Origin of the sequence: Nocardioides sp. (assembly GCF_036374615.1) — a bacterium.
Taxonomy (GTDB): Bacteria; Actinomycetota; Actinomycetes; order Propionibacteriales; family Nocardioidaceae; genus Nocardioides.
Window position 1 is genome coordinate 1 of record NZ_DASUTK010000139.1, and the last position, 10,435, is coordinate 10,435.

12 protein-coding genes are annotated in these 10,435 nt (G+C 70.6%); 5 read left to right on the forward strand and 7 right to left on the reverse strand.

Translation table 11 applies throughout. From position 1 onward, the window contains the following. Positions 1-48: 48 nt before the first annotated feature. Entirely contained in the window at positions 49-1,062 is a 1,014-nt protein-coding gene (galE, locus tag VFZ39_RS10940) for a UDP-glucose 4-epimerase GalE (RefSeq protein WP_330865782.1), read from the reverse strand. A 39-nt stretch (positions 1,063-1,101) separates the two neighbouring features. Here galE and gmd point away from each other — a divergent pair, with 39 nt between their 5' ends. Together gmd and VFZ39_RS10950 are read left to right on the forward strand one after the other, a co-directional pair. Continuing rightward, positions 1,102-2,085 carry a GDP-mannose 4,6-dehydratase gene (gene gmd, locus VFZ39_RS10945; protein WP_330865783.1) on the forward strand — a complete coding sequence of 328 codons (984 nt, stop codon included), beginning with the start codon at positions 1,102-1,104 and terminating at the stop codon, positions 2,083-2,085. Next, positions 2,082-3,029, forward strand: coding sequence for a GDP-mannose 4,6-dehydratase (locus VFZ39_RS10950; protein ID WP_330865784.1), 948 nt, complete (start codon positions 2,082-2,084; stop codon positions 3,027-3,029). Before gmd ends, VFZ39_RS10950 begins: the two co-directional genes overlap by 4 nt. Positions 3,030-3,170: 141 nt before the next feature. Here the strand turns inward: VFZ39_RS10950 and rfbA are convergent, their stop codons facing one another. Continuing rightward, positions 3,171-4,034 carry a glucose-1-phosphate thymidylyltransferase RfbA gene (gene rfbA / locus VFZ39_RS10955; RefSeq protein ID WP_330865785.1) on the reverse strand — a complete coding sequence of 288 codons (864 nt, stop codon included), beginning with the start codon at positions 4,032-4,034 and terminating at the stop codon, positions 3,171-3,173. Between rfbA and rfbB the strand changes: the two genes are divergently transcribed. Then, a complete protein-coding gene (gene rfbB, locus VFZ39_RS10960) occupies positions 4,033-5,076 on the forward strand; it encodes a dTDP-glucose 4,6-dehydratase (protein WP_330865786.1) in 1,044 nt (347 codons plus the stop codon). The two genes, rfbA and rfbB, sit on opposite strands and share 2 nt — an antisense overlap. 13 nt (positions 5,077-5,089) lie before the next feature. On the opposite strand, the gene VFZ39_RS10965 is transcribed toward rfbB, so the two are convergent. The 5 genes from VFZ39_RS10965 to VFZ39_RS10985 all read right to left on the reverse strand — a co-directional run bounded on the left by VFZ39_RS10965 (position 5,090) and on the right by VFZ39_RS10985 (position 8,018). Beyond that, positions 5,090-5,380: a DUF2516 family protein gene (locus VFZ39_RS10965; RefSeq protein ID WP_330865787.1), complete on the reverse strand. Its 291-nt coding sequence runs from the start codon at positions 5,378-5,380 to the stop codon at positions 5,090-5,092. A gap of 118 nt (positions 5,381-5,498) precedes the next feature. After that, positions 5,499-6,158: a hypothetical protein gene (locus VFZ39_RS10970; RefSeq protein WP_330865788.1), complete on the reverse strand. Its 660-nt coding sequence runs from the start codon at positions 6,156-6,158 to the stop codon at positions 5,499-5,501. Positions 6,159-6,163: 5 nt separating this feature from the next. Then, positions 6,164-6,544: a helix-turn-helix transcriptional regulator gene (locus VFZ39_RS10975; protein WP_330865789.1), complete on the reverse strand. Its 381-nt coding sequence runs from the start codon at positions 6,542-6,544 to the stop codon at positions 6,164-6,166. 122 nt (positions 6,545-6,666) lie between these two features. Beyond that, positions 6,667-7,644, reverse strand: coding sequence for an asparaginase (locus VFZ39_RS10980; RefSeq protein WP_330865790.1), 978 nt, complete (start codon positions 7,642-7,644; stop codon positions 6,667-6,669). Next, on the reverse strand, positions 7,641-8,018 hold the full coding sequence (locus VFZ39_RS10985; protein WP_330865791.1) for a phosphomannose isomerase type II C-terminal cupin domain: 378 nt from the start codon (positions 8,016-8,018) through the stop codon (positions 7,641-7,643). Before VFZ39_RS10985 ends, VFZ39_RS10980 begins: the two co-directional genes overlap by 4 nt. Before the next feature lie 62 nt (positions 8,019-8,080). On the opposite strand from VFZ39_RS10985, the gene cysC reads away from it, so the two are divergent. Further along, a complete protein-coding gene (gene cysC / locus VFZ39_RS10990) occupies positions 8,081-9,265 on the forward strand; it encodes an adenylyl-sulfate kinase (RefSeq protein ID WP_330865792.1) in 1,185 nt (394 codons plus the stop codon). Between the two features lie 102 nt (positions 9,266-9,367). After that, the gene (locus VFZ39_RS10995) at positions 9,368-10,381 is read left to right on the forward strand and encodes a sulfite exporter TauE/SafE family protein (protein WP_330865793.1); all 1,014 of its coding nucleotides are present in this window, start codon (positions 9,368-9,370) and stop codon (positions 10,379-10,381) included. The last annotated feature ends 54 nt before the right edge of the window (positions 10,382-10,435 follow it).

Sequence of the window (10,435 nt, forward strand, 5' to 3'; positions counted from 1 at the left end):
ACCGTCAGGCACGAACTTCTGCGTCACCAGATGGCTCAGGAGCTCGTGTCAGGTGGCGTACCCGTGCGGGTTCTGCGACTGCCAGCGCCAGGTGTCGGCGCACATGTCCTCGACCGACTTGGTGGTGTGCCAGCCGAGCTCGGCGTTCGCCTTCGCGGGGTCGGCGTACGACGTGGCGACGTCACCCGGCCGCCGCGCCACGATCTCGTAGGGGAGCTCGCGCCCGACCGCCTTCTCGAAGGCGTGGAGCAGCTCCAGCACGCTGGTACCGCGACCGGAGCCGAGGTTCCAGACGTTGACCGGATCCCCGGAGCCGCTCAGCGCCTGCAGCGCGGCGACGTGGCCGGCCGCGAGGTCCTCGACATGGATGTAGTCGCGCACACCGGTGCCGTCGGGGGTGTCGTAGTCGTCGCCGAAGACCGAGAGCTTCTCGCGCCGGCCGACCGCGACCTGGGCGATGTAGGGCATCAGGTTGTTGGGGGTCTCGGAGGGGTCCTCGCCGATCGTGCCGGACGGGTGCGCGCCCACCGGGTTGAAGTAGCGCAGCAGCGCGACCCGCATGCCGGACTCGGCGCGAGCCACGTCACTGAGGATCTGCTCCTGCATCACCTTGGTCCAGCCGTAGGGGTTGGTCGCGAAGGTTGCCTGGTCCTCGGTCGCGCCGGCCTGCTCGGTGCCGTAGACCGTCGCGCTGGACGAGAACACCAGGCGGTGCACGTCGTGGCGGCGCATCGCACGGATCAGCGAGAAGGTGGAGCCGAGGTTGTTCTCGTAGTACTCCAGCGGCTTCGCGACACTCTCACCGACCGCCTTGAACCCGGCGAAGTGGATGACCGCGTCGTACTCCTCGGCGGCGAACAGGTGATCGATCTTGTCGGTGTCGCGGAGGTCGAAGGCGTGCGTGGGCAGGCTGGTGCCCGTCAGCGCCTCGAGCCGACCGATCACTGCGGGCACGGAGTTGCTGAAGTTGTCGACGATCACCACGTCGTGACCGGCCTCCACGAGCCGCACCACCGTGTGCGAGCCGATGTAGCCGGCGCCGCCGCTCACCAGAACCTTCATGGCCAGCCACCCTAGAGGTTGCGGGCCTAGACTCCGCCCGTGCCCACCGCCCTTATCACCGGTATCACCGGCCAGGACGGGCTCTACCTCGCCGAGCTGCTCCTCGCCAAGGGGTACGACGTGCACGGGCTGATCCGCGGCCAGAACAACCCGCGCCGGGACCTGGTGGCCGACCTCGTGCCCGACGTACGACTGCACAACGGCGACCTCACCGACATGTCGAGCCTGATCCGCGCGCTGCGCGACTCCGACCCCGACGAGGTCTACAACCTCGGCGCGATCTCCTACGTCGCCTACTCGTGGGAGAACGCGGCCCTCACCACGGACGTCACCGGCAAGGGCGTGCTCAACCTGCTCGAGGCCGTCCGGCTCCACGCCGCCGACGAGCCCGGCCGGGTGCGCTTCTACCAGGCGTCGAGCTCAGAGATGTTCGGCAAGGTCCAGGAGACGCCGCAGCGGGAGACCACCCTGCTGTGGCCGCGCTCCCCCTACGGCGTCAGCAAGGTGTTCGGCCACCACATGACGATCAACTACCGCGAGTCCTACGGCATGCACGCCAGCTCGGGGATCCTGTTCAACCACGAGTCACCACGCCGCGGGCACGAGTTCGTGACCCGCAAGGTGACCCGGGCGGTCGCCCGGATCAGCCTCGGGCTGGCCGACCACGTCACGCTCGGCAACCTCGACGCCCGCCGCGACTGGGGGTTCGCCGGCGACTACGTCGAAGCGATGTGGTTGATGCTGCAGCAGCCGGAGGGCGGTGACTTCGTCGTCGCGACCGGCGAGACCCACTCGGTCCGCGACCTGCTCGACCTCGCCTTCGGCCACGTCGGCATCGACGACTGGACGCCCCACGTGCGGCAGGACCCGCGCTACCGGCGCCCGGCCGAGGTCGACGAGCTGGTCGGTGACGCGAGCAAGGCGCGCGAGGTGCTCGGCTGGAAGCCGAAGGTCACGTTCCCCGAGCTGGTCACGATGATGGTCGACGCCGATCTCGAGGCGACGCGGCAAGGCTGGACGTGACCCGCGCGTTCGTCACGGGGATCGGCGGACAGGACGGCGGCTACCTCGCCGTACAGCTGGTGGCCGAGGGGGTCGAGGTGCACGGCCTCGCCCACGAGGCCGAACCGGCGCGGGAGCCGCCCGAGATCGAGCTCCACCCCGGCGACCTCGCCCGGTTCGACGACGTACGACGGCTGGTGCTCGACCTCGCGCCCGACGAGATCTACAACCTGGCCGCCGTCAGCTCGGTGGCGCGGTCGTGGGAGGAACCGGAGCTCACTCACGCCGTCAACGGCGAGGCCGCGGTGCGGCTGCTGCGCGTCGCCCGCGAGCTGCAGGAGCGCGGCGGGCGGTCGGTGCGCTTCGTGCAGGCATCCAGCGCGGAGATCTTCGGCGAGCCGGACCGGTCACCCCAGGACGAGTCGACCCCGCTCCGGCCGGTGAACCCCTACGGGACCGCGAAGGCGCACGCCCACGCCGCGGTCGGCCGCGCCCGCCGCGAGGGGCTGCACGCGTCGGCAGCGATCCTGTACAACCACGAGTCGCCACGACGTCCGCCGCACTTCGTGACTCGCAAGATCGCCACCACCGTCGCCGCGATCGCCCGTGGCGAGGACCGCCGGCTGGTTCTCGGCAACCTCGACGTCCGCCGCGACTGGGGCTGGGCGCCGGAGTACGTCGACGCGATGGTGCGGGCCGCCCGCGCTGACATCCCGAACGACTACGTGATCGCGACCGGCGTCTCGCACTCCGTCAGCGACTTCGTGGCTGCCGCGTTCGCGCACGTCGGGATCCGCGACTGGGAGGGGCTCGTCGACGTTGACGCCGCACTGGTGCGCCCGGTCGACGCCGCCGAGCTGGTCGGCGACCACAGCAAGGCGCGCGAGGTCCTCGGCTGGACCCCACGGGTCCGGTTCGAGGAGGTCGTGACGCTGATGGTCGACGCCGAGCTCTCCACCCACTGACGCCGCCGCGCTCTGGGGCGGGTGCACCTCACGATTCCCCGCTCAGCCGGGGAACCAGGGACTTTGTGCGGAATGGTTCCGTCACGAAGTCAGTACTTCACCGCTCAGCCGGGGAAACCGCGCCCTCCGAGCCGGCGGGGTTCAGTCGGTGAGCAGCCGCATCAGGTAGTCGCCGTACCCGCTCTTCTCGAGCTCGCGGGCGGTGGCGGCGAGCTGGTCGTCGTCGATGAAGCCCATCCGCCACGCCACCTCCTCGGGGCAGCCGATCTTGAGCCCCTGGCGGCTCTCGACGGTGCGGACGAAGTCGCCGGCGTCGTTGAGGTCGTCGAACGTCCCGGTGTCGAGCCAGGCGGCGCCGCGCGGCAGCACCTCCACCTTCAGCCGGCCCTCGGCGAGGTAGGTGAGGTTGAGGTCGGTGATCTCGAGCTCTCCGCGCGCGGACGGGGTGAGCGCCTTCGCCCGCTCCACGACATCGTTGCCGTAGAAGTACAGACCCGGCACGGCGTACTTGCTGCGCGGCTGCTCCGGCTTCTCCTCCAGCGAGATCGCCGTCATGGACTCGTCGAACTCCACGACGCCGTACGCCGAGGGGTCGGACACCCGGTAGCCGAACACGGCGGCACCGTCGATCTCTCGGAACCGGCGCAGGTGCTGGCCGAGCCCGACGCCGTAGAAGACGTTGTCGCCGAGGATCAGGGCGACCCGCTCGCCGGCGATGTGGTCCTCGCCGATCACGAAGGCCTGCGCCAGCCCTTCGGGGCGGGGCTGGACGGCGTAGTCGATCGTGAGCCCCAGCGCCGAGCCGTCACCGAGCAGCCGCCGGAACTGGTCGGACTCGTGCGGCGTCGTGATGACCAGGATGTCCCGGATGCCCGCGAGCATCAGCGTCGACAGCGGGTAGTAGATCATCGGCTTGTCGTAGACCGGGACCAGCTGCTTGCTGACCGCTCGGGTGATCGGATGGAGCCGCGAACCGGTCCCGCCCGCCAGGATGATGCCGCGCATGCGGCCGATCCTCGCAGACCGGACGCTCCCTAGACTGCACGGCGTGCAGCACGTACTGGTCACCGGCGGCGCCGGCTTCATCGGCGCCAACTTCGTCCACCACCTCCTCTCGCACACCGACGCGGTCGTCACGGTGCTCGACAAGCTGACGTACGCCGCCAACGAGGCCGCGCTTGCCGAGCTGCCCGCGGACCGGTGCCTGCTGGTCGTGGGTGACGTCGCCGACGCCTCGATCGTCGACCCGCTGGTGGCCGAGCACGACACGGTGGTCCACTTCGCCGCCGAGTCGCACAACGACAACTCCCTGGACGACCCGGCCCCGTTCGTCCAGACCAACCTGGTCGGCACGTTCACGATCCTGGAGGCGGTACGGCGGACCGGCGCGCGGATGCACCACGTCTCGACCGACGAGGTCTACGGCGACCTCGAGCTCGACGACCCGAAACGGTTCACCGAGGACACGCCGTACCAACCGAGCAGCCCTTACTCCGCCTCCAAGGCGGGCTCCGACCACCTGGTCCGGGCGTGGGTGCGCAGCTTCGGCGTCGCTGCGACGATCTCGAACTGCTCCAACAACTACGGGCCGTGGCAGCACATCGAGAAGTTCATCCCGCGCCAGATCACCAACGTGCTCGACGGAGGCCGACCCAAGCTCTACGGCACCGGCGCGAACGTGCGCGACTGGATCCATGTCGACGACCACAGCTCCGCGGTGCAGACGATCCTGGAACGCGGCCGGATCGGCGAGACCTACCTGATCGGCGCGGACGGGGAGAAGAGCAACCTCGAGGTCGTGCGACTGATCCTGCGCCTGATGGGCCGCTCGGAGGACGACTTCGACCACGTGACGGATCGCGCGGGGCACGACCTGCGCTACGCGATCGAGTCCGGCAAGCTGCGGCTCGAGCTGGGCTGGGAGCCGACGTACCAGGACTTCGAGGCTGGCCTGGCCCAGACCATCGAGTGGTACCGCGAGCACGAGGACTGGTGGCGACCCCACAAGGAGGCCACCGAGGCCGGGTACGCCGCCAAGGGCCAGTGAGGCCCCGCCGGGGTCAGCGCTGGTGCAGGCCCTGCAGCGCCGGCCGTACGTCGGCGAGGTAGACGAACGTCGCGATCGTGAACGCGAGGTTCACGAGGCCGATCGGCGAGCCGAGCAGGATCACGTTCGCGGCGACCGCCAGCCCGAGGATCGCGACCCACGCGGGCTTCGTCAGCTTGCCGGCCGCCTCATAGTGCTGCGGGCTGAACCCCAGCGCCGTGACGAGCGCGAAGATCTTGATCGCCACCAGCGCCAGGGTCACGACCAGCAGGACCATCCCCTGCAGCGCGATCACGTTCTCCACGGCACCACGGTACTGGAGCGGTGTGCGTGGCGCGCGGGGCGCCGGCAGCTGTCCGAGCCGGTACGACAACGCGCCCCCGACCACACGGGGCCGGGGGCGCGTCGTACGAGGGAGAGCGTCAGTCGCCGATCTTGGCGGCGGCATCGCCCGCGGCCTGGGTGGCCGACGAGGCGGTCTTCTTCGCGGAGGTCGCGGTCGCCTTCGCGCTGCTCTTCGGAGCCGCGCTCTTCTTCTTGGCGGTGGTCGTCGCCTTCTTGGCGGTCGACGTGGTGGTCGACTTCGCGGCCTTGGTGGCCTGGGTCTGCGTGGTCTTCGCCTTGGCCGCGGTGGTCTGGGCGGAGGACGCGGTCGCCTGCGACGACTCCTGGTTGCGGATCCGGGTCACGAGGCCCTCGCCGCGGGTGACGAGGTCGCCGTAGACGTCGTTCACCGTCGAGATGTTCTCGTCGACGAACGCCTGCAGCTTGGCCGGGAGGTCCTTGGCCTCGGCCTGCAGCTCGGCGACCCGCTTCTCGATCGCGGCGCGACGGACCTTGGCATCCTTGGCCAGCGCGTCGACGCGGGCGTTGACGACCGTGGTCGCCTGGTCGCGCAGCGCGGTGGGCTCGAGGTCGAGGTCGGTGACGCGCTTCTGCGCACCGGCGAGGCGCTGCTGGGCCTCGGCGACGTACGCGCGGACGCGCTCGACCGCGAGGTCGGTGACGCCGGCGCCGGCGTAGAGCGGCTTGGTGGCGCCCTTGAGGTCGACCTTCAGGTCAGGCTTGGGGAACGTGGGCATGTGGCTCACTCCTTGTGGTTGGTGGTGTTGAGCGAGAGGAACGACGCGTAGACGTCGAGCAGGGTCTGCTTCTGCCGCTCGCTCAGGTGGGGATCGCCCAGGACGGCGAGCTCGAACGAGCGCTCGGACGCGTCCGGGACGGGTTCCGGGCTGACGATGCCTGCCCGGAGGTAGAGCTGCTCCGCGGAGATCCGCAGCGCCTTGGCGATCTGCTGCAGGACCTCGGCTGATGGCTTGCGCAGACCACGTTCGATCTGGCTCAGGTACGGGTTCGACACCCCGGCCTGCTCGGCGAGCTGCCGCAGGGAGAGACGCGCGGCGAGCCGCTGCTCCCTGAGGTAGTCACCGAGAGACCCGACGGTCTTCCCGACCTTGCTCCTGGCCATGTGGCCACAGTGCTAGCTGGTGCTAGCAAAACGCAAACTGAGCAAGCGTGACATGACCCACACCGCCGGCCGGTGGTTGAGGTGCGAGCGCAGCGAGCCTCGAACCCCCGGCCCAGCAGGGCTCAGAAGCAGGCCCGGATCTCGCCGACGGGCTGCCCGCCGCCGAGCAGCGCAACGCGGCCGGTCTCGCGAACGGCGGCGGCGTCGACGCCGTCCTCGTCCAGCACGCCGCTGCGCTCCAGCGCCGCGGCCATCAAGACCGGCCGTACCCGGGGCGCCCCGTCGTCGGTCTTGAGCGCGAACGCCCGTCCGTCCGGCAGCGCCACCGCGTAACAGGACTCGGCGCCGGCCTTGCCGATCGCACCGGGTACGGCGGCGAGCAGGGCCCGCTCGTCGCGCTCGGTCCCCGAGACGTACGCCGGATGGGACCGGATCGCGTCGGCGACCTGCCCGGCGAGCGGGTCCGGGCGCTCGTCACCGCCGACGCCCCGGGCCAGCCGCCCGAACGCCCGCGCCAGCCCGACCAGCGAGCTCGACAGCAGCGGGGCGCCGCAACCATCGACGGCGACCGCCACCGCCGACTCGCCGGTGAGCTCCTCGAAGGTCTTGCGGATGCCGAGCTGGAGCGGGTGGTCGGGGCTCCGGTAGTCGGAGACGTCCCACCCGTTGCGGACGCACGTGGCGAGCATCGCGGCGTGCTTCCCGGAGCAGTTCATGAGCACCGACGCCTTGTCGCCACCGGCCCGGATGACGCGCTCGCGCGCGGTGTCGTCGAGCGGGTAGTCGGGCGGGGTCTGCAGCGCTGACTCGTCGAGTCCGGCGCCGGCCAGGATCCGCCGTACCCCCTCGACGTGGAAGTCCTCCCCGGAGTGGGACGCGCACGCCAGCGCCAGCAGCTCGGGCTCGAGCTCCAGCCCGAGCCGCAGCATGCCGAGCGCCTGCACCGGCTTGTTGCAGGACCGCGGCAGCACGGGCGACGTGACGTCACCGACCGACCAGTCCACCTCGCCGTCCGGCCGCAGCGTCACCAGCGACCCGTAGTGGTGACCCTCCACGAACCCGGAGCGGACGATCTCGGCGACCACGACCGGACCGCTCACTCCTCACACCTCGCGTAGTCGTCCTCGAGCCGCACGATGTCGTCCTCCTCGGTGTAGTCACCGAGCTGGGCCTCCAGGATCACGAGTCGGCTGTCACCCTCGTTGGCGATCCGGTGCGGCACGCCCTCGCCCACGTCCAGGTGCTCCCCCGGGCCGACGACGACGGTCCTGCCGTCGACGACGCAGGTGGCGGTGCCGGACACCACGAGCCAGTGCTCGGAGCGCCGCGCGTGCGTCTGGTAGGACAACCGATGGCCGGCCTCGATCTCGATCCGCTTGACCTTGTAGCCGTCGCCGACGTCGAGGACGTGCCACTCCCCCCACGGACGCGTCGCGGAGCGAGCGTCCGCGCTGGTCTCGACGTCGTCTGGCACAGCACGCACCCTAACCACGGCGTTCGAGCGGACCCTGGGCAGCCCGGTGGCAGGATGTCGCCGTGCCCGACGCCCCCGTTCCCCAGCACTGCCCCACGCCGCGCGAGCTCGACGACCTCGAGCTGCTCACGACCGGCGCGCTGGCGCCGCTGACCAGGTTCAACGAGCCGGGGAGCCCGGTCACGCTGACGCTGCCGCCGGACCTGGCGGATGTCGACGTGGTCGAGCTGGTCGACCCGGAGGGGCTGCCGCTGGCACGAGTGCTCCCCGGGACCGGCGACGTCGAGTCGCTCACGCATCCCCAGTACGGCGCCTTCCGGCGCCTGTACCTGTCACCCGCCCAGGTCCGCGAGCGCTACGCCGGACGCACGTTCGTGCCGCTCGACGATGCCCCGTACGACGCGCAGCTCGCTGCGCTGCGCGAGACCGGTCCGGTCGTGCTGCTGGCCCTGGTCGGGCACGGCACGCCCGCGCTGTCCGCGCCGGCGCTGCTCCGAGCGACTCTCGCCGCAGCGGCCGAGCTGCCCGACGCGGCCGTGGTCGCCGTACCAGCCTCCTTCCACGGCCATGACTTCCTGCAGCAGGTCGTCGACAACTACGCCGCGGGCGACCCGGTCGTCGTCCCGGGAACGGCCGACCGCCACTCCGGCCGGATCGCCGAGATCGTCCGCCACGACCAGCCGCCCCCTGCCGAGCGGGGGCTGGTCCTGTTCTTCACCGGGCTCTCGGGCAGCGGCAAGTCGACCCTGGCCCGCGCGCTCATGGACCTGGTGCTGGAGCAGACGGACCGCGCGGTCACGAGTCTCGACGGAGACGTCGTACGGCGGCACCTGTCGGCCGGGCTGACGTTCTCCCGGGCCGACCGCGAGACGAACATCCGCCGGATCGGGTGGGTGGCCGCAGAGATCTCGCGTCACGGCGGCATCGCCGTGTGCAGCCCGATCGCCCCGTTCGCCGAGACGCGGCAGCAGGTCCGCGAGATGGTCGAGGACGCCGGCGGGGCGTTCTTCCTGGTGCACGTGGCCACCCCGCTCGAGGAGTGCGAGCGACGGGACCGGAAGGGCCTCTACGCCAAGGCCCGACGTGGGGAGATCCCCGAGTTCACGGGCATCTCCTCGCCCTACGAGGAGCCCGACGACGCAGCGGTCCGGGTGGACACCACCGGCCGGACGATCGAGGAGGCTCTCGGCGAGGTGACCGATGCGTTGCGAAACGCGTTGTTCCTGGACGTGACGCCGTTATCGTGAGCGCAGACCACCGATTCCGATAATCTCAGGTAGATCAGTAGAGTTCGGCGGGCAACTGGGTCAAAGGGTCACTTGTCGCAGGGTCACTAGGGAGGCACGCCCATGGGCGACGTCGTCGCGACGACATTCCTCGCCGTCCTCGCCGCGGGGTTCTTCGTCGGGATCGTGGTCGGCATGACCGGCATGGGCGGAGGCGCGCTGATGACGCCGGCCCTGATCTTCCTGGGCGTGGGTGAGACCGCGACGGTGATCACCGCCGACCTGACCGCGGCGGCCGCCTACAAGTCCGGTGGCGCGATCGTGCACCACCGGGAGGGGACGCCGAACCTCTCGCTGGCCAAGTGGCTGATCATCGGGTCGGTCCCGATGGCGCTGCTCGGCCCCTATCTCGTCTTCAGCCTCACGGCCGACAAGGACCAGCTCGACCGCGTGCTCAAGCTCTGTATCGGCTTCGCGCTGCTGCTCGCCGCCCTGACGTACGCGCTGCGGCTGTGGATCAACCTGCGCCGGGTCCGGCTCGGTGAGCACTCCGAGAACGACGACCCGACCGTGCGGATCCTGCCCACCGTACTCGTCGGCGCCCTCGGCGGCCTGCTCGTGGGCGTCACCAGCGTGGGCTCCGGCTCGGTCATCATGATCGCGCTGCTGATGCTCTACCCCGGGCTGGCGGCCGCGAAGCTCGTCGGCACCGACCTCGTCCAGGCCGTGCCGCTCGTGCTCGCCGCGGCGATCTCCAACATCGCGATCCACGGCCTCGACTGGGGCATCCTGATCCCGCTCCTCATCGGCTCGGTCCCCGGCACCATGATCGGCGCCAAGATCGCGCCCCGAGTGCCGCAGTCGATCATCCGCCGCGGGATCGTGGTGGTGCTGACCATGTCGGGCGTCGCGCTGCTCGACAAGGCCCAGTGGGCGCCGCTGGGCGCCGGCGAGCACGAGACCTACCCCATGCTGGTCGCCGGCGTCGGTCTGGCGATGGTGGTGCTGGTGCCGCTCGTCTGGGGACTGGTCCGGCGCACCCAGGGCATGCCGATGTTCGGGTCACCCACGGTGGCCGAGCTCGAGGACCCGGCGTACCGACCCGGCATCCGGGGCATGAGACGCACCGAGACCTGACGGACAGGGGTCAGCAGGCGCTGCCGAAGGCATGCCGGTTGGCTCCGGGCACGA